The organism is Alicycliphilus sp. T452 (assembly GCF_054512775.1).
This window is the reverse complement of the sequence record NZ_JBTNEH010000009.1, coordinates 26123-43441: the sequence shown is the minus strand read 5'-3', so window position 1 is coordinate 43441 and position 17319 is coordinate 26123. Positions and strand designations below refer to the sequence as shown.

Annotated in this window: 16 protein-coding genes; 1 reads left to right on the top strand and 15 read right to left on the bottom strand. The window is 69.8% G+C overall.

What is annotated here, in order from left to right; translation table 11 throughout:
• Window positions 1–18 precede the first annotated feature (18 nt).
• Window positions 19–654, bottom strand: a complete 636-nt coding sequence (locus tag ACX12L_RS10070; protein WP_459262410.1) for an LON peptidase substrate-binding domain-containing protein — start codon at window positions 652–654, stop codon at window positions 19–21.
• Between the two features lie 93 nt (window positions 655–747).
• Between ACX12L_RS10070 and ACX12L_RS10065 the strand changes: the two genes are divergently transcribed.
• Complete coding sequence (locus tag ACX12L_RS10065) at window positions 748–1299, top strand: YggT family protein (RefSeq protein ID WP_459262526.1); 552 nt, start codon at window positions 748–750, stop codon at window positions 1297–1299.
• A 60-nt stretch (window positions 1300–1359) separates the two neighbouring features.
• On the opposite strand, the gene accD is transcribed toward ACX12L_RS10065, so the two are convergent.
• The 14 genes from accD to ACX12L_RS09995 all read right to left on the bottom strand — a co-directional run bounded on the left by accD (window position 1360) and on the right by ACX12L_RS09995 (window position 17306).
• On the bottom strand, window positions 1360–2232 hold the full coding sequence (accD, locus tag ACX12L_RS10060; protein ID WP_459262409.1) for an acetyl-CoA carboxylase, carboxyltransferase subunit beta: 873 nt from the start codon (window positions 2230–2232) through the stop codon (window positions 1360–1362).
• 28 nt (window positions 2233–2260) lie between these two features.
• Window positions 2261–3070: a tryptophan synthase subunit alpha gene (gene trpA, locus ACX12L_RS10055; RefSeq protein ID WP_459262408.1), complete on the bottom strand. Its 810-nt coding sequence runs from the start codon at window positions 3068–3070 to the stop codon at window positions 2261–2263.
• Complete coding sequence (gene trpB, locus ACX12L_RS10050; RefSeq protein WP_459262407.1) at window positions 3067–4335, bottom strand: tryptophan synthase subunit beta; 1269 nt, start codon at window positions 4333–4335, stop codon at window positions 3067–3069. The genes trpA and trpB overlap by 4 nt, the downstream gene beginning before the upstream one ends.
• On the bottom strand, window positions 4336–5052 hold the full coding sequence (locus tag ACX12L_RS10045) for a phosphoribosylanthranilate isomerase (RefSeq protein WP_459262406.1): 717 nt from the start codon (window positions 5050–5052) through the stop codon (window positions 4336–4338).
• Window positions 5049–5867 carry a tRNA pseudouridine(38-40) synthase TruA gene (gene truA, locus ACX12L_RS10040; RefSeq protein WP_459262405.1) on the bottom strand — a complete coding sequence of 273 codons (819 nt, stop codon included), beginning with the start codon at window positions 5865–5867 and terminating at the stop codon, window positions 5049–5051. The genes ACX12L_RS10045 and truA overlap by 4 nt, the downstream gene beginning before the upstream one ends.
• 64 nt (window positions 5868–5931) lie before the next feature.
• A complete protein-coding gene (locus tag ACX12L_RS10035; protein ID WP_459262404.1) occupies window positions 5932–8553 on the bottom strand; it encodes a FimV/HubP family polar landmark protein in 2622 nt (873 codons plus the stop codon).
• A 279-nt stretch (window positions 8554–8832) separates the two neighbouring features.
• Entirely contained in the window at window positions 8833–9945 is a 1113-nt protein-coding gene (gene asd, locus ACX12L_RS10030) for an aspartate-semialdehyde dehydrogenase (RefSeq protein ID WP_459262403.1), read from the bottom strand.
• A gap of 266 nt (window positions 9946–10211) precedes the next feature.
• Window positions 10212–11282, bottom strand: a complete 1071-nt coding sequence (gene leuB / locus ACX12L_RS10025) for a 3-isopropylmalate dehydrogenase (protein WP_459262402.1) — start codon at window positions 11280–11282, stop codon at window positions 10212–10214.
• Window positions 11283–11356: 74 nt separating this feature from the next.
• Complete coding sequence (leuD, locus tag ACX12L_RS10020; protein WP_459262401.1) at window positions 11357–12007, bottom strand: 3-isopropylmalate dehydratase small subunit; 651 nt, start codon at window positions 12005–12007, stop codon at window positions 11357–11359.
• Window positions 12008–12030: 23 nt separating this feature from the next.
• Window positions 12031–12156: an entericidin A/B family lipoprotein gene (locus ACX12L_RS10015; RefSeq protein ID WP_013519944.1), complete on the bottom strand. Its 126-nt coding sequence runs from the start codon at window positions 12154–12156 to the stop codon at window positions 12031–12033.
• A 23-nt stretch (window positions 12157–12179) separates the two neighbouring features.
• Window positions 12180–13601 carry a 3-isopropylmalate dehydratase large subunit gene (gene leuC, locus ACX12L_RS10010; protein WP_459262400.1) on the bottom strand — a complete coding sequence of 474 codons (1422 nt, stop codon included), beginning with the start codon at window positions 13599–13601 and terminating at the stop codon, window positions 12180–12182.
• Between the two features lie 20 nt (window positions 13602–13621).
• Complete coding sequence (locus ACX12L_RS10005) at window positions 13622–14560, bottom strand: LysR family transcriptional regulator (RefSeq protein WP_459262399.1); 939 nt, start codon at window positions 14558–14560, stop codon at window positions 13622–13624.
• A gap of 190 nt (window positions 14561–14750) precedes the next feature.
• Window positions 14751–16115: an MBL fold metallo-hydrolase gene (locus tag ACX12L_RS10000; protein WP_459262398.1), complete on the bottom strand. Its 1365-nt coding sequence runs from the start codon at window positions 16113–16115 to the stop codon at window positions 14751–14753.
• 42 nt (window positions 16116–16157) lie between these two features.
• The gene (locus tag ACX12L_RS09995) at window positions 16158–17306 is read right to left on the bottom strand and encodes a cytochrome P450 (protein WP_459262397.1); all 1149 of its coding nucleotides are present in this window, start codon (window positions 17304–17306) and stop codon (window positions 16158–16160) included.
• Window positions 17307–17319: the final 13 nt, after the last annotated feature.

Sequence of the window (17319 nt, the reverse complement as noted above, 5' to 3'; positions counted from 1 at the left end):
CCTTTGGTCTGGCGGTGTCTACAGGGCGATGCCCATGCGTTCGAGCATGTCGCCCACCAGCTCCAGGCGCACGAGCGGATTGTCCAGCGTCATCAGGCGCTGCTTGCTGTCCAGGGGTACGGGCAGCAGCTCGCACCAGCGGTTGGCCACCCAGCCGCAGTCCTGCAGCTGCGCTGGCGTGGGAGGGACGTGCATGCCCGAGCCCGCCTCGCGTCCGTGCAGCGAGGCCAGCACCTGCGCCAGCATGGCGGCCGCGCGCTGCAGGTCAGCCGGCACCGGCACATGCGGGTCGCCGGGCAGTTGCCGCACGTCGGCCACCCACAGCCCGTGCGGGAGGTGGTCGCGGTGGGTGATGCGAAAACGCTCCGTGCCCCGGCAGAGCAGGGTGATCAGCCCGGGCTGCGGTGCCTGCATCTGCTCGATGGTGGCCAGGGTGCCCATGTCGTGGAATTGCTCCGCGGGCGCGCCGGCGCGGCGCACCTCATGGCCGGCGGTGAGCGCGACCACGCCGAACGGCGCACCCGCGTGCCGGCATTTGCGCACCATGTCCAGGTAGCGCACCTCGAACACGCGCAGCGCCAGCACGCCACCGGGGAACAGCACGGTGTCGAGCGGAAACAGCGGCAGTGAAGTCAGTGTCAGCGGGTGGGACATGGCGGTGCGCGTGGGCTGCATCGCTATCATCCCATGCTGCGCCGGCGTCGGCGCCGTGGCGCTTTGCCGGCGCAAGTCTTTTTGTCCCTGCCCATGCTGTTCCAGATCATTTCCTATCTTCTCGAAGTCGCGAGCGGTCTGCTGACCGGCGCCTGCCTGCTGCGCCTGTACATGCAGATGCAGCGCGTGCCGTTTGCCAATCCCGTGGGGCGGCTGGTATTTGCACTCACCGACTGGCTGGTGCTGCCGCTGCGCAAGCTGGTGCCGTCCGCGGGGCGCTGGGATCTGTCGTGCCTGGTGGCGGCCTTTTTGCTGCAACTGGTGCAATACCTGCTGCTGTGGCTGTTGCTGGGCGCGGGCATCGGCCTGTCCTGGCTGCCGTGGATGGCGGTGTTCAGCCTGGCGCGCGTCACCGTGTCGGGCCTGATGGGCCTGCTGATTGCCTATGCCATCTTGTCGTGGATGCAGACGCGCTCGCCCATCAGCGACGTGATCGCCCGCCTGTGCGAGCCGCTGCTGCAGCCGGTGCGGCGCGTGGTGCCCCTCATGGGCGGCATCGACCTGTCGCCGCTGGTGCTGCTGGTGCTGCTGCAGGTGCTGTCCATCGTGCTGGGCCATTTGCAGGCCAGCGTGATGGCGGGATGAAGATTTCGAGGTAAAACAGCCGTAAACGCTTGATAGGCAAGCGCTGGCAGCTATCGTTTTTCAAGCAACGGCGTCTGCCGGCAGGCGCTGCAGCATGGACAGACATTGCGCCACGGTCTGGCGCAGCTCGCGGCGGTCGCAGATGAAGTCCACGCCGCCCTTGGTCTGCAGGAACTCGGCGCGCTGAAAGCCCTCGGGCAGGGTCACGCGCACGGTGGATTCGATCACGCGCGGGCCGGCGAAGCCGATCAGGGCCTTGGGCTCGGCGATCACGATGTCGCCCACGAAGGCGAAGCCGGCGGAGACGCCGCCCATGGTCGGGTCGGTGAGCACGCTGATGTAGGGCAGGCCCTTCTTGGCCAGGCGCGTGAGCGCGGCGTTGGTCTTGGCCATCTGCATGAGCGAGAGCAGCCCCTCCTGCATGCGCGCGCCGCCCGTGGCGGTGAAGCAGATGAAGGGCACCTTCTGCTCGATGGCGGTCTCCACGCCGCGCACGAAGCGCTCGCCCACCACGGAGCCCATGGAGCCGCCCATGAAGTCGAACTCGAAGCAGGCGGCCACCACGTTGATGCTCTTGACGGCGCCGCCCATGACCACGAGGGCGTCGGTCTCGCCGGTGTTCTCCAGCGCCTCCTTCAGGCGCTCGGGGTACTTGCGGCTGTCCTTGAACTTGAGCGCGTCCACGGGCAGCACCTCCTGGCCGATCTCGTAGCGGCCCTCGCCGTCCAGGAAGGCGTTGAGCCGCGCGCGCGCGCCGATGCGGTGGTGGTGGCCGCACTGCGGGCAGACGTTCTGGTTGTGCTCCAGGTCGGTTTTGTAGAGCACGTTGTCGCAGCTGGGGCACTTGACCCACAGGCCCTCGGGCATCTGGCGGCGCTCGGTGGGGTTGGTCTGCTGGATTTTGGCGGGCAGGAGTTTTTCGAGCCAGGACATAGGGTTTCCTCTTGCTTGAGGGCAGTGATTATGCGTCGAGTGCTTTGCGCACCGAGCGCAGGAAGTCCACGGTGATGCCGACCACCTTCTCGTGCGGCTGGTCCTCGATGAGCCCGATGATGCGGCTGCCGATGACCACGGCGTCGGCCACGCGGCCAATGGCCTGGGCCGTGGCCGCGTCGCGGATGCCGAAGCCCACGCCGACGGGGATCTTCACGTGCTCGCGGATGCGCGGCAGCATGGCCTCGACGGCGGCGGTGTCGAGTGCGCCCGAGCCCGTCACGCCCTTGAGCGAAACGTAGTACACGTAGCCGCTGGCCACGCGCGCCACCTGCTGCATGCGCTCGGGCGTGGAGGTGGGGGCGAGCAGGAAGATCAGGTCGATGTCATGGACGCGCAGGTCGGCGGCGAACTGCTCGCATTCCTCGGGCGGGTAGTCCACGACCAGCACGCCGTCCACGCCGGCCGCGCCGGCATCGCGGGCGAACGCGCCCTTGCCGTGGCGCTGGTCGTAGCGCTCCACCGGGTTGGCGTAGCCCATGAGCACCACGGGCGTGGTCTGGTTGCGCTGGCGGAAGCTGCGCACCATCTCCAGCACCTGCGCCATGCCGATCCCCAGGGACAGGGCCTTCTCGCCCGCCTTCTGGATCACCGGGCCGTCGGCCATGGGGTCGGAGAAGGGCACGCCGAGCTCGATCACGTCGGCGCCGGCCTCCACCATGCCGTGCATGAGCGCGGGCGTGATGTCGGCGAACGGGAAGCCCGCCGTCACGTAGGGGATGAGCGCCTTGCGGCCCTTTTCCTGCAGGGCGGCGAAGGTGTCTGCGATGCGGCTCATGCGGCGGGCCCTCCCTTGACGGTGTGGCCGCGCATGCTGGGGCGGTCGTAGAAGTCCGCGCCCGACAGGTCGGCCACGGTGCCGATGTCCTTGTCGCCGCGGCCGGAGAGGTTCACGAGGATGGATTGCTGGGGCGTCATGGTCTTGGCGAGCTTCATCGCATGGGCCACGGCGTGGCTGGATTCGAGCGCCGGGATGATGCCTTCGGTGCGGCACAGGTAGTGGAAGGCGTCGAGCGCCTCCTTGTCGGTGATGCCCACGTATTCGGCGCGGCCGATCTCCTGCAGCCAGGCGTGCTCGGGGCCCACGCCGGGGTAGTCCAGGCCGGCGCTGATGCTGTGCGTCTCGGTGATCTGGCCGTTCTCGTCCTGCAGGATGTAGGTGCGGTTGCCGTGCAGCACGCCGCTGCTGCCGCGCTGCAGGCTGGCCGAGTGGCGGCCGGAGTCCAGGCCCTCGCCCGCGGCCTCCACGCCGATCAGGCGCGTCTTCTCGAACGGGATGTAGGGGTGGAAGATGCCCATGGCGTTGCTGCCGCCGCCCACGCAGGCGACCACGGCGTCGGGCTGCTCTGCGGCTATTTTCTGCTCGGCCAGCATGGAGGGCATCTGTTCGAGGCATTCCTTGCCGATCACGCTCTGGAAGTCGCGCACCATCACCGGGTAGGGGTGCGGGCCGGCCACGGTGCCGATGATGTAGAAGGTGTCGTCCACGTTGGCCACCCAGTCGCGCATGGCCTCGTTGAGCGCGTCCTTGAGCGTGCGGCTGCCGGATTCGACGGGCACCACGGTGGCGCCCAGCAGCTTCATGCGGTAGACGTTGGGGCTCTGGCGCTTGACGTCCTCGGCGCCCATGTAGACCACGCATTCGAGGCCGTAGCGCGCGCAGATGGTGGCCGTGGCCACGCCGTGCTGGCCCGCGCCCGTCTCGGCGATGATGCGCGGCTTGCCCATGCGGCGCGCGAGCATGGCCTGGCCGATCACGTTGTTGATCTTGTGCGCGCCGGTGTGGTTGAGGTCCTCGCGCTTGAGGTAGATCTGCGCGCCGCCCATCTCGCGCGACATGCGTGCGGCGTGGTAGACGGGCGAGGGCCGGCCCACGAAATGGGCCAGCTCGTACTGGAATTCGGCGATGAACTCCGGATCGTGCTGGTAGCGCGCATAGGCCTCGCGCAGCTCGGTCAGCGCATGGGTCAGGGTCTCGCTGGCGAAGCTGCCGCCATAGGGGCCGAAGTGGCCCGACGCATCGGGTTGGTGGTATTCGAACATTCAGGAGATGGAAGCTGGTGCCGCATCCGCCGCGCGCACGGCGGCGATGAAGCGTTGGATCTTGCCGGCGTCCTTGACGCCCTTCAGGAGGGCGCCGCCGGGGCCGTCGGCCTCTACGCCGGAGCTGACGTCAACCGCCAGCGTTCGGCAACGCGGTCGAACCTGCAGGATGCCATCGGCTACGTTTGCAGGCGTGAGTCCACCAGACAAAACGAGGTGACAGTCGACGCTTGGTGGAAGGAGTGACCAATTGAATGCCTTGCCGCCGCCGCCATAGCCCTCGACATGGGCGTCGAGCAGGATGGCGCGGGCGTGAGAGTGAGCCTGCGCGTATTCTACGAGGTCGAACCGTGCCGCGCCCTCGCCCAGGGGAATGCGCGCTGCGCGCAGGAAGGGAATGCGCCCCCGGTCGCTGGCGGCCCAGCAGTCCTCGGGCGTCTCGTCACCATGAAATTGCACCGTAGTGCCCGGTACGCAAGCGCTGGAAGCTATCACTTCGGTAGCTGGCGCGTTCACGAACAGCAGCACGGGCGTGACGAAGGGCGGCAGGCGCCGGGCCAGGGCGGCGGCGCGCTCGGGGCTGACGGCGCGCGGGCTCTTCGCGTAGAGCACGAAGCCGACGGCGTCCGCGCCCGCGTCCACGGCCGCGTCCACGTCCTGCTCGCGCGTCAGGCCGCAGATCTTGATGCGGGTGCGTATGGGGGAGGGGCTGCTCATGGCAGCCAATCATACGCAGCCGTGCGCGTGGGCAGATCCCACTCGGGTGCGTACACCGGCCCCAGGAAGTACAGGCCATCGGGGGAGAACGTGGGCGCCGCGGCGTCGCGCGAACGCGCCTGGAGCACCTCGCGCATCCACTCGGGCGGGTACAGCCCCTGGCCGATGGCGACGATGCAGCCCATGATGTTGCGGATCATGTGGTGCAGGAAGGCGCTGCCCTCGAACTCGAAGCGCCAGTAGCAGGGCGCGCAGCCGTGCAGGGAGGGGCCGTCGGCCGGGCCGCGGCGCGTGATGGCGATGCGGTGCAGCGTCTTGACGGGCGACTTGGCCTGGCAGGCGCTGGCGCGGAACGAGCTGAAGTCGTGCTCGCCCAGCAGGTGCTGCACGGCGTCCTGCATGGCCTGCCCGTCGAGCTCATGGAACACCCAGCCCACGCGCCCGGCCTCCACGCTGGGGCGCACGGGCGACTGCAGCAGCACGTAGGCGTAGCGGCGCGCCACGGCGCAGGCGCGCGCGTGGAAGGCGTCGGGCACGGGCTGCGCCCATTGCACGGCGATGCCGGGCGGCAGGAAGGTGTTGGTGCCGCGCACCCAGGAGAACGGCGCGCGCTGCAGCCCAGTGTCGAAGTGCACGACCTGCATCAGGCCGTGCACGCCCGCGTCCGTGCGGCCGGCGCAGATCGTCGCCACCTTCTGAGTGGCGAAGCGGCCCAGGGCCGCTTCGAGATGGTCTTGTACGGTGTTGCCGCTGGGCTGGCTTTGCCAGCCGCTGTAGGCCTGGCCGTTGTAGCTGACGCCCAGTGCCACCCTCATCGCGCGGCTCCCGGCCGTTCAGGCGCCGCGCCGGCGCGGCGCGGACGCACGGGGCTGCGGCGCATCAGCCGAGCGTGGCCAGCAGGCGCTGGGCACGGGCCTTGAGCTCGCCGGAGGATTCGGCGATCACTTCCTCCACCAGGGTGCGCGCGCCCTCGCTGTCGCCGATGGTGTTGAACTCCTCGGCCAGCGCCAGCTTGGTGGCCAGCGGGTCGTCCGGCAGCGGCTCGTCGGCAGGCGTGTCGGCCGGCTGCGACGCGGTGAGCCCGCCCGGGCCGGTGAGGTCCAGCGACAGGTCGCCCAGGTCGAAGTCGAGGGACTCCACGGCCGGCGCCTTGGCGTCGCGGCTGGTCAACGGCGCGATGGCGGAGTCCATCAGCGACAGTGCGTCTTCCGGAAAATCGAGCGGCAAAGGCCCGGTCGCGGCAGCGGCCTCCGAGGCGGGTTCTGCCGTGTCGTCCGTGGCGGGCACGGACGCTTGCGGGGCTCCGGGCAGCTCGGGGGCGAGCGCCGGCATGGGCGCCTCGGCCTCCGGCGGCAGCGCCTCGACGGCCTCGTGGGCTGCCTGTTCGTTGGCTGCCGCCGCCATGGCGAAGGCGCTGGGCGCGGGCGCGGGCGCCTCCGGGGCTTCTTGCAGGTCCAAATCCAGATCCAGGTCCAGGTCCAGATCGAGGCCCGGAAGCACGGAATCCGGGCCTGAGGCCGTGGGCGCCGTGACGTTCAGGGTGCTCGGGAAGGCGCCGGGCAATGCGTCCGCCCCCGGCTGCCCGCCCGCCGCGGTGGCCGGACGGCCGCCAGGCCGGTACAGCGCGTTCTCGGGGTCCAGCGTGCGGCCCAGGTCCGACACGCGGGCCCAGTCGGGCCCCTCGCCGTTCGTGAGCCTGAACACGTCGTTGGCGGCCGATTCCAGCGCCTTGCGGTCCTGGCGCTTGGCGTAGATTTCGGCCAGCTTGGCGGGAATGGCCACGCGTTCCGACTGGTGGCGCATGGCCTCCTTGAGGATTTCCTCGGCCTGCAGGTCACGGCCATAGGCCAGGTAGACGTCGGCCTCGGCCACGGGGTCCACGTCGCCGCCGGCGTCCAGCTGGCTGGGCGAATAGGTCATCGACGAGGAGCCCGTCGTCAGTCCGCTGTTGGCCGTGTCCACGTGCTGGCCGCCACTGGCGCCGAAGAAGGAGTCCGGTGTGCCGCGGCCCTCCTCGAAGGAGCTGTCCACGGCGGCGGCCCGGCTGCGGCGGCTTTGGGCCGCGCGGTAGCCGCCGTAGCCGAGCAGGGCCAGTATGAGGGCCAGGGCGCCGCCGGTCCGCAGCGGGTCTTCCATGAGCGAGTCGAGGATGCCCGGCTCCTCGGGGGCTGCCGGCTGTGGCGCCGGCTGGGGGGCGGCTGCGGGTGCCGGCGCGGGCGCGGCGGCGGAGGGCGCGGCCTCCGATGCCGCGGTGCCTGCTGCGTCGGTGGCGCCGGCGGGGGCTTCGGCGCTGGCCGCTGCCTGGGGCTCCGGCGTGGGCAGGGCCGCAGGCGCCGGCACGGCGATGCCGGGTTGGGCCGATGCCGCGTTGCCGGGGGCGGCCGCCGCGGCCTGCGTGGAGGCGCCGCCGATCTGGTTGAGTTCGGTGATGTTCTTCGACAGCTCGGCCATGCGGGCCGCGTTCTGATCGGCCTGCTTGTCGCGGGCCATCTGCTCGTCGGCCTTGTGGGCCTGCACGCCGCCCTTGGACAGGGTGAGCTTGTCGGGGCTGGCGGCCGTGGGCTTGCTCTCGTCCACCTGGGCCTGGACCGTGCCGCTGGCCGAGCGCTCGGCGGCGGCCACCTGCGTGCGCGGCGCGACCGAGGCCAGGCGGCGGCGGTACTCGTTGAAGTCGCGGCTTTGCGCGGCGACGATCTGGCGCGCCTGCGCGGCCGGGGTGGCCTGTGCGTCGGCCTCGCTGGGCATGCGCAGCACCGCGCCGGAGCGCAGGCGGTTCACATTGCCCCGCACGAAAGCGTCGGGGTTGGTCTGCGCCATGGCGACCAGCATCTGGTCCAGCGAGACGCTGGCGGGCCGGTGCGCCTCGGCGATGCGTCCGGCAGTGTCGCCGCGGCGCACCCTGACCTCATCGCCGCTGCCGGGGGCCGTGGCGGCGACCGCAGGGCGGCCGGGCGCGGCCGCTGGCGCGGGGCGGGCCGCCGGGGCCGGTGCCGCCGCGCGGGGGGCCGGGGCGGGCGCCGCTGTCCGGGGCGCGGCTTCGGCGCGCGGCGCAGTCACCTGCGGCGCGGTCGTCGCGGTCGCAGGCGCGCGCTCGGCTGCCGGAGGGTCGAACAGCATGGTGTAGCTGCGCACGACATGGCCCGAGCTCCACGTGGCGTCGATCACCATGTCCACGAAGGGCTCGTTGATGGGGCGGGTGCTGCTCAGGCGCAGCACCATGGAGCCGTCGGCGCGGCGGTGCAGCTGGACCTGCACGTTGCCGGCCGCGGGCGAATATTCCAGGCCCTGGCTGCGGAAGACCTCGGGCCTGGCGGGGGCCACGCGCAGCGACTCGGCTTCGGCGGCGGTGATCTGCGGCAGTTCGATTTCGGCCCGTAGCGGTTCACCCAGCGCCGACTGCACGTTCACGCGTCCCAGGGCCAGTGCGCTGGCATCGGTGCCGTAGAGGCCAGCCGACAGGATGGCCGCCGTGGCCAGGGCAGAAAATTTCCAACGATGCATGTGTGCGACGAATGATTGAGTGGGCTTTGCCGTGGGGAGCGGTGTGTTCATGCTCATGGCTGGGGCCGCTCCAGTACGTGAAAATATGTAAAAAGCACCATAGCATCAATGTTTTGCACTGACAAGCTAAGGCATTGCACCGCTTTTCCAGCCCGGTCCAAGGGGGTGAAAAGGGCTTCGTGCCTGTTGGTAATGGACAACGGTACGGGGCCGGGCGTGTCTGCCCGGGCCCTGGCGAAAACAAAAACGGCGCCACGCGGGTGGCGCCGTTGCTGCGCGTCAGGCGCCCAGCAGGATGCGCAGCATGCGCCGCAGGGGCTCGGCGGCGCCCCATAGCAGCTGGTCGCCGATCACGAAGGCCGACACGTACTCGGGCCCCATGTTGAGCTTGCGCACGCGGCCCACGCCGACCTGCAGGCCCCCGGTGATGGAGGCGGGGGTCAGTTCCTGGAGGGTGAGGGCCTTGTCGTTGGCCACGAACTTCACCCAGGGGTTGCCGCCCTTGATGAGGGACTCGATCTCGGCGAGCGGGAGGTCGCGCTTGAGCTTCAGGGTGAGCGCCAGCGAGTGGCAGCGCATGGCGCCGATGCGCACGCACAAGCCGTCGACGGGGATGGTGGCCGGGGTGCCCAGGATCTTGTTGACCTCGGCCTGGCCCTTCCATTCTTCCTTGGACTGGCCGTTGGGCAGCTGCGAGTCGATCCAGGGGATCAGGCCGCCGGCCAGCGGGGCGCCGAAGAACTCGGTGGGCACGTCCTGGCGGATGGTGGCCGCCACCTTGCGGTCGATCTCCAGGATGGCCGATGCCGGGGTGGCCAGTTCGCCGGCCACGCTGCCGTAGATCACGCCCATGCCCTTGAGCAGTTCGCGCATGTGGTTGGCGCCGCCGCCCGAGGCCGCCTGGTAGGTCATGGAGGACACCCATTCGACCAGGTCGGCCTTGAACAGCCCGGCCAGGCCCATGAGCAGGATGGAGTTGGTGCAGTTGCCGCCGATCCAGTTCTTGCCGCCGGCGGCCAGCCTGGACTTGATCAGGCCGTCGTTGACCGGGTCGAGCACGATGACGGCGTCGTCTTCCATGCGCAGCGCCGAGGCGGCGTCGATCCAGTGGCCCTTCCAGCCGGCGGCGCGGATCTTGGGGAATACTTCCTTGGTGTAGTCGCCGCCCTGGCAGGTGATGACGATGTCGCACTTGGCCAGCTCCGCGATGTCGTTCGCGTCCTTGAGCTGGGTGTGCGTCCTGGCCATGGCGGGCGCCTTGCCGCCGGCGTTGGAGGTGGAGAAGAAGACCGGCTCGATGAGGTCGAAGTCGCCCTCGGCCTGCATGCGGTCCATCAGTACCGAACCGACCATGCCGCGCCAGCCGACGAGGCCTACCAATTGCTTGCTCATTTCAAATCGCCCTTTCAAGTTAAAAACGGTGCGCACCCGACCGGTGGCAGCTTTTTTGGGCCCCGGCTCGTCTGGCCAGGGAGGGCGCACGACGATGCCGGAGCTGGATCAGCCCTTAATGGTCGTGGTTTTGGTGGTGATTGCGCGCGCGGCCGGCGCTGCCGGGGCGGCAGGCTTGTTCTTTGGCGGGAACGGGCGGGCGGCAAACATGGAAATATTGTAGGGGATGCAGTGCCGGGCACTGCATCCGTGTGGTTAACGCGGCATCAGCGCAAGGCGTTGACGACCGCGTCGCCCATTTGCACCGTGCCCACGCGGGTCGTGCCCTCGCTGTGGATGTCGGGCGTGCGCAGCCCTTGGGCCAGGACCTTTTTCACGGCGGCTTCGATGCGGTCGGCGGCCTCGGTCTGGCCTAGCGAGAAGCGCAGCATCATCGCCGCCGAGAGGATGGTGGCCAGCGGGTTGGCCACGCCCTTGCCCGCGATGTCGGGCGCGCTGCCGTGGCTGGGCTCGTACAGGCCCTGCTTCTTGTCGTTGAGGGAGGCAGAGGGCAGCATGCCGATGGAACCGGTGAGCATGGAGGCTTCGTCCGAGAGGATGTCGCCGAACATGTTGCCGGTCACGATCACGTCGAAGGCCTTGGGCGCCTTGACGAGCTGCATGGCGGCGTTGTCCACGTACATGTGGTCGAGCTGCACGTCGGGGTAGTCCTTGTGCACCTCGGTGACCACGTCCTTCCAGAGCTGGAAGGTCTCCAGCACGTTGGCCTTGTCCACGCTGGTGACGCGCTTGCTGCGCTTGCGCGCGGCCTCGAAGGCCACGCGGGCGATGCGCTCGATCTCGGGGCGGCTGTAGCGCATGGTGTCGAAGGCTTCCTCGGCGCCGGGGAAGTGGCCGTCGGGCGCCGTGCGGCGGCCGCGCGGCTGGCCGAAGTAGATGTCGCCCGTGAGCTCGCGGATGATGAGGATGTCCAGGCCCGCGACCAGCTCGGGCTTGAGGCTGGAGGCGTGCGTGAGCTGCTCGTAGCAGATGGCCGGGCGGAAGTTGGCGAACAGGCCCAGGTGCTTGCGCAGGCCCAGGATGGCCTGCTCGGGGCGCAGCGGGCGGTCGAGCGTGTCGTACTTCCAGTCGCCCACGGCGCCGAACAGGATGGCGTCGGCCTCGCGCGCGAGCTTCAGGGTGGATTCGGGCAGGGGGTGGCCCGATGCCTCGTAGGCGGCGCCGCCGACGGGGGCGGTTTCCATCTCCAGCTTCAGGTCGAGGGCCTCGAGCACCTTGACGGCTTCGGCGACGATTTCGGGGCCAATGCCGTCGCCCGGCAGGACTGCGATTTTCATGGTGTGTTCACTTCTGTTTTAGTAGCTTCCAGCGCTTGGCTGGCAAGCGCTTAAGGCCGGTTTGACTCAAATTTTCAGGATGCCATGGTGTGGGCCAGCCAGGGCTTGGTGGCCAGGCGCTCGGCCTCGAACGCGCGGATCTTGTCGGCGTGGCGCAGGGTCAGGCCGATGTCGTCGAAGCCATTGAGCAGGCAGTACTTGCGGAACGGGATCACGTCGAAGGGGATTTCCTCGCCCTGCGGGCGGACCACGACCTGGCGTTCCAGGTCGATGGTGAGCTCATAGCCGGGGAAGGCCGCCACTTCGTCGAAGAGCTGGTCCACCGTGGCCTCGGGCAGCGCTATGGGCAGCAGGCCGTTCTTGAAGCAGTTGTTGAAGAAGATGTCGGCGAAGCTCGGCGCGATGATGGCGCGAAAGCCGTACTGGTCCAGCGCCCAGGGCGCGTGCTCGCGGCTGGAGCCGCAGCCGAAGTTCTTGCGCGCCAGCAGGATGGAGGCACCCTTGTACCGCGGCTGGTTCAGCACGAAGTCGGGGTTGGGCTTGCGCTGGCTCTCGGGCACGCCGGGCTCGCCCTTGTCCAGGTAGCGCCATTCGTCGAACAGGTTGGGGCCGAAGCCCGTCTTCTTGATCGACTTGAGGAACTGCTTGGGGATGATGGCGTCGGTATCGACGTTCTCGCGGTCCATGGGAGCGACCAGGCCCTGGTGGATGGTGAATTTCTGCATGGCGGTTGAAGAGGATGGGGTTGTCAGCGGGCCGCGCGCTCTATGGCGCCGCCGGCACTTTGCACGTCCTGGCCTATGCCCTTGATGGTGTTGCAGGCCGCCAGGGTCAGGGCCAGGCCGATCAGAAGGACGGAGAAGGAGGGCTTCATGGTGGTGCTCGCTGAAGACGGGGTTAGGCGAACTTGCGGATGTCGACGAAATGGCCGTGGATGGCGGCGGCCGCGGCCATGGCCGGGCTGACCAGGTGGGTGCGCCCGCCCGCGCCCTGGCGGCCTTCGAAGTTGCGGTTGCTGGTGCTGGCGCAGCGCTCGCCGGGCTCCAGCCGGTCGGCGTTCATGGCCAGGCACATGGAGCAGCCGGGCTCGCGCCATTCGAAGCCGGCGGCCTTGAAGATCTGGTCCAGGCCCTCGCGCTCGGCCTGTTCCTTGACCAGGCCCGAGCCGGGCACGACCATGGCCAGCTTGACGTTCCTGGCGACCTTCTGGCCGAGCTTCCTGACCACGGCGGCGGCCTCGCGCATGTCCTCGATGCGGCTGTTGGTGCAGCTGCCGATGAACACCTTGTCCACGAAGATGTCGGCGATCGGCTTGCCGGGCGTGAGGCCCATGTAGGTCAGGGCGCGCTCGGCCGCGCCGCGCCTGGAGGGGTCCTTTTCCTTGTCGGGGTCGGGCACCGTGGCGTCCACGCCTAGCACCATCTCGGGGCTGGTGCCCCAGGTCACCTGCGGCACGATGTCAAAGGCGTTGAGCTCCACCACGGCGTCCCACTGCGCGTCGGCGTCGGAGTGCAGCGTCTTCCAGTACTGCACGGCCTGGTCCCACTCCACGCCCGTGGGGGCCAGCGGGCGGCCCTTGACGTAGGCGATGGTCTTGTCGTCCACGGCCACCAGGCCCGCGCGCGCGCCGGCCTCGATGGCCATGTTGCACACGGTCATGCGGCCTTCCATCGACAGGTCGCGGATGGCCTCGCCCGCGAACTCGATGGTGTAGCCCGTGCCGCCGGCGGTGCCGATCCTGCCGATGATGGCCAGCACGATGTCCTTGGCCGTGATGCCGGGGGCCACCTTGCCGTTGACCTTGATGAGCATGTTCCTGGCCTTCTTGGCCAGCAGCGTCTGCGTGGCCATCACGTGCTCGACCTCGCTGGTACCGATGCCGTGGGCCAGCGCGCCGAAGGCGCCGTGCGTGCTGGTGTGGCTGTCGCCGCAGACCACGGTCATGCCGGGCAGGGTGGCGCCGTTCTCGGGGCCGATCACGTGCACGATGCCCTGGCGCCTGGAGAGGAAGGGGAAGAACGCGGCCGCGCCCGATGCGGCGATGTTCTTGTCCAGCGTGACGATCTGCTCCTTGCTGATGGGGTCGGCAATGCCGTCGTAGCCGCGCTCCCAGCCCGTGGTGGGCGTGTTGTGGTCGGCCGTGGCGACGATGGAGCTCACGCGCCAGACCTTGCGACCGGCCTCGCGCAGGCCCTCGAAGGCCTGCGGGCTGGTCACTTCGTGCACGAGGTGGCGGTCGATGTAGAGCACGGCGGTGCCGTCCTCCTCGGTGTGGACGACGTGTTCGTCGAAGATCTTGTCGTACAGGGTGCGTCCCATGGCGGTCTCGTTTCGTGGGTTCAGGGGGATGGTGAAATTGTAGGAGCCAGGTGCTCGACCAGCAGCCGCGCGGTGACGGGCAGGGCGTCGAAGTCGCGCGCCACCAGGCGCAGCTCGCGCCGGGCCCAGGGCTCGTCCAGGCGCACGGCGACCAGCCGGCCCAGGCCCTGCATGAGGGCAAAGGCGCGGTCGGGCAGCAGGCCCACGCCCAGGCCGTTGTCGATCATGCGGCACATGGCGTCCAGGCTGGTGACCTGGATGCGCTGGCGCAGCGGCCGTCCGGCCTGGGCGGCGGCCTGGCGCATGGCCAGGCTGATGCTGCTGCCGGCGTGCAGGCCGACGATGTCCCAGTCGAGCACTTCGTCGAATTGGATGGATTCCCGCGCGGACAGCGCGTGGGCCTGCGGCACGGCGAGCACCAGCTGATCGCTGCGGTAGGGGCGGCTTTGCAGTTCCGCGCCGCCCGTGCCGTTGCCGCCGCCCAGGTTGCAGATGCCCAGGTCGGCCGCGCCCTCGTGCACGGCGTGCAGCACGTCGGGGGACAGGTGTTCCTGCAGGTCGATCTTGATCTGGCTGTGCGCGCGGGAGAACTGCCCCAGGTCCTCGGGCAGGAACTGCACGATGGCCGAGATGTTGGCGTGCATGCGCACATGGCCGCGCACGCCCTCGGCGTATTCGCTGAGCTCGCCCTGCATGCGCTCCAGCCCGAAGAGCACCGCGCGCGCGTGGTGCAGCAGGCTCTCGCCCGCGGGCGTGAGCGTCACGCCGCGGCTGTGGCGGTACAGCAGGGCCGTGTCCACCGCGGCCTCCAGGTCGGACAGGCGCTTGCTCACGGCCGAGGCGGCGATGAACTCGCGCTCGGCCGCGCGGCCGATGCTGCCCAGTTCGCAGACGGCCACGAACAGTTGCAGCGAGGTCAGGTCGATACGGCGCGCGAAACTGCGCTCGGAGCTTTTCATCGGGGGGAATCGTTGTGGCTTCTCGTTTGGAGAGGCTATGGCTGGATTTTCCCCTTGATGCACCGCCTTTGCCATCGTTAACCACGATGGCTTGCATGCCATCGTGCGCGCTGGTACGGCGAGTTTGCTCCTCAAAAAAGAGCTGCCAGCGCTTTGCCATAAAGCGCTGGAGCCTATTTTCTATGGATTTCTACAGCGCCACGGTGTCGCCATGCTCCGGCACCTCGGCGGGCCAGTGCAGCTCGTACTCGATGCGCTGGCGCAGGATGTCGGCGGCGGGCAGTTCCCCGTGCACCACGTACACGCGGCGCGGCGCGGCGGGCATGGCGCGCAGCCAGTCCAGCACCTGGCCGCCGTCTGCATGGGCCGATGCCGTGGCCAGCTGCACCACCTCGGCGCGGATCTCCACGTCGCGCCCGAGGATGCGTATGCTTTTCTCGCCATTGGCGATGCGCGCGCCGCGCGTGCCGCCGGCCTGGTGGCCGGTGAGCACGATCATGTTGCGGTGGTCGCCCGCGTGCAGCGCCAGGTGGTGCAGCACGCGCCCGCCCGTGGCCATGCCGCTGGCCGACAGGATGATGCGCGGCCCGTGCAGGCGCGCCAGGGCCTTGGACTCCTCCACGCTGTGCACCAGCGTGGTGCCGCGCGCCATGGCGCGCAGTTCGGCGCGGCTCAGGCTGTGCTCGCCCACGTGGTCCTCGAACAGTTCGGTGGTGCTCACGGCCATGGGGCTGTCCAGGTACACGGGCAGGCGCGCCGGCAGGTCGCCGCGCGCTTTCAGCAGGGCAATGGCGTGCAGCACCGTCTGCGCCCGCCCCACCGCGAACACCGGCACCACGGCCACGCCGCCGCGCGCGGCCAGGCGCGCGAGGGCCGGGCCCAGCTCGTCCAGCACCGAGCCCGGCGGGTGGCTGCGGTCGCCGTAGGTGGATTCGACGAGCACCGTGTCGGCCGCGGGCGGCGCGTCGGGGGCGCACATCAGCAGGTCGTCCGGGCGGCCCAGGTCGCCCGAGAACAGGATGCGCCGCCCGCCCACCTCCAGCAGGATGCTGGCCGCGCCCAGGATGTGGCCGGCGCGCGTGAATGTGGCGCGCCAGCCGGGCAGGGGCTCGAAGGGCGCGTGCGCGGGCTGCGTGCGCAGGAGCGCCAGGCTGTGCTGCGCGTCCAGGCGCGTGTACAGCGGCAGCGCGGGCTCGTGCTTGCTCAGGTGGTGGCGGTTGAGGTAGGCCGCCTCTTCCTCCTGCAGGTGGCCGCTGTCGGGCAGCAGGATGGCGCACAGGTCGCGCGTGCCGGAGGTGCAGAACACCGGGCCGCCGAAGCCATCGCGTGCCAGCAGCGGCAGATAGCCAGAATGGTCCAGGTGGGCGTGGGTGAGCAGCACGGCGTCGATCTCGTGCGGCGCCACCGGCAGCGGCCGCCAGTTGCGCTGGCGTAAGAGCTTGTAGCCCTGGAACAGCCCGCAGTCCACCAGCAGCGCCTTGCCATCGTGGCGCACGAGGTACTTGGAGCCGGTGACGGTGCCGGCGCCGCCGAGGAAGGTGAGGCTGACGGTCATGAAGGTGTTCTCCCGGGGTCGATCGCCGCCACAGAGTAACAGTTAACCCAGCCGCATCCGCAGCGTGGCGTAGCCGGCGTCGGGGTGGACGGCCCGCGTCGGCGCATGGCCAGCGGCCAGGGCGATGCGGGTGGTGCGCGCGAGCAGCTCCTGCATCAGCACGCGCAGCTCCAGCCGCGCCAGCGGGGCGCCCGGGCAGACGTGGATGCCCGCGCCGTACAGCAGGTTGAGCCCTGGGTCGCGGTCCATGCGGAACTCGTCGGGGTCGCCGAACACGCGCGGGTCGCGGTTGGCGGCGATCCAGTTGACCGACAGGCGGCTGCCGGCCGGCAGCGGGCATCCGCCCAGCTCGGTGGCCCGGGTGGTGATGCGGCGGTTGGACACCAGCGGGCCGTCGATGCGCAGCACCTCGTCGATGGCCGTGGGCAGCAGCGCGGGCTGTTCGCGCAGGCGCTGCTGCCAGTCGGGATGGCTGGCCAGCCAGTGCATGAGGATGCCGATGGAGGCGGCGATGGTGCCCACCTCGCCCACCGTCCAGTTGCGCAGCACGCTGGCGAGCTCGCGCAGGTCCAGCAGGCGGTCATCGACGCGGGTGTGCATCAGCTCGCTGCTGACGTCCTGCGTGGGGGGCGCGTCGCGCCGCGCCTGGCGCACGCGCTCGACCAGGTCCTCGAACTCCTGGGCCACGGCCGACGTCTGGGCGCGGTCGCCCGAGCGCGTGGCGGCGTGGCTGCGGCGCAGCCAGCCGAGCAGCTCGTCCTGCAGCAGCGTGGGCCAGCCCAGGAAGGCAGACTGCACGCGCACGGCGAAGGGCAGGGCGAATTCCTGGGTGATCTCCAGCTCGCCGCCCAGGGCCAGGGCCTCCTGCACGGTGGTGCTGGAGAGGGCGCGGCACACGGGCTCGAAGCGCGCCATCCGCTCGGGCGCGAAGAAGGGGTCGAGCGCGCGGCGGTAGGCCGTGTGCTCGGGCTGGTCGTAGCCGTTGGGCACGGCCGGGTGCGCCGACACGGCGCTGCTGAAGGTGGCGTGGTCATCCAGCACCCGCATGACCTCGGCGTGGCGCAGCACGGACCAGTGCTGCGATTCGCTGTGGGCCAGGGGACAGCGTTCGCGCAGCCGGTCGTAGGCGGCGCGCTGGTCGCGCTGGACCTCGGGGGCCTGCGGGTCCCATTGCGGTGGGGTCGTGGTCATTGCAGTTTCTCCA

Excerpts from the sequence above, each read along its gene's own strand:
- ACX12L_RS10070 (WP_459262410.1), bottom strand. The coding sequence starts at position 654 with ATGTCCCACCCGCTGACACTGACTTCACTGCCGCTGTTTCCGCTCGAC.
- ACX12L_RS10065 (WP_459262526.1), top strand. The coding sequence starts at position 748 with ATGCTGTTCCAGATCATTTCCTATCTTCTCGAAGTCGCGAGCGGTCTG.
- accD (WP_459262409.1), bottom strand. The coding sequence starts at position 2,232 with ATGTCCTGGCTCGAAAAACTCCTGCCCGCCAAAATCCAGCAGACCAAC.
- trpA (WP_459262408.1), bottom strand. The coding sequence starts at position 3,070 with ATGAGCCGCATCGCAGACACCTTCGCCGCCCTGCAGGAAAAGGGCCGC.
- trpB (WP_459262407.1), bottom strand. The coding sequence starts at position 4,335 with ATGTTCGAATACCACCAACCCGATGCGTCGGGCCACTTCGGCCCCTAT.
- ACX12L_RS10045 (WP_459262406.1), bottom strand. The coding sequence starts at position 5,052 with ATGAGCAGCCCCTCCCCCATACGCACCCGCATCAAGATCTGCGGCCTG.
- truA (WP_459262405.1), bottom strand. The coding sequence starts at position 5,867 with ATGAGGGTGGCACTGGGCGTCAGCTACAACGGCCAGGCCTACAGCGGC.
- ACX12L_RS10035 (WP_459262404.1), bottom strand. The coding sequence starts at position 8,553 with ATGCATCGTTGGAAATTTTCTGCCCTGGCCACGGCGGCCATCCTGTCG.
- asd (WP_459262403.1), bottom strand. The coding sequence starts at position 9,945 with ATGAGCAAGCAATTGGTAGGCCTCGTCGGCTGGCGCGGCATGGTCGGT.
- leuB (WP_459262402.1), bottom strand. The coding sequence starts at position 11,282 with ATGAAAATCGCAGTCCTGCCGGGCGACGGCATTGGCCCCGAAATCGTC.
- leuD (WP_459262401.1), bottom strand. The coding sequence starts at position 12,007 with ATGCAGAAATTCACCATCCACCAGGGCCTGGTCGCTCCCATGGACCGC.
- ACX12L_RS10015 (WP_013519944.1), bottom strand. The coding sequence starts at position 12,156 with ATGAAGCCCTCCTTCTCCGTCCTTCTGATCGGCCTGGCCCTGACCCTG.
- leuC (WP_459262400.1), bottom strand. The coding sequence starts at position 13,601 with ATGGGACGCACCCTGTACGACAAGATCTTCGACGAACACGTCGTCCAC.
- ACX12L_RS10005 (WP_459262399.1), bottom strand. The coding sequence starts at position 14,560 with ATGAAAAGCTCCGAGCGCAGTTTCGCGCGCCGTATCGACCTGACCTCG.
- ACX12L_RS10000 (WP_459262398.1), bottom strand. The coding sequence starts at position 16,115 with ATGACCGTCAGCCTCACCTTCCTCGGCGGCGCCGGCACCGTCACCGGC.
- ACX12L_RS09995 (WP_459262397.1), bottom strand. The coding sequence starts at position 17,306 with ATGACCACGACCCCACCGCAATGGGACCCGCAGGCCCCCGAGGTCCAG.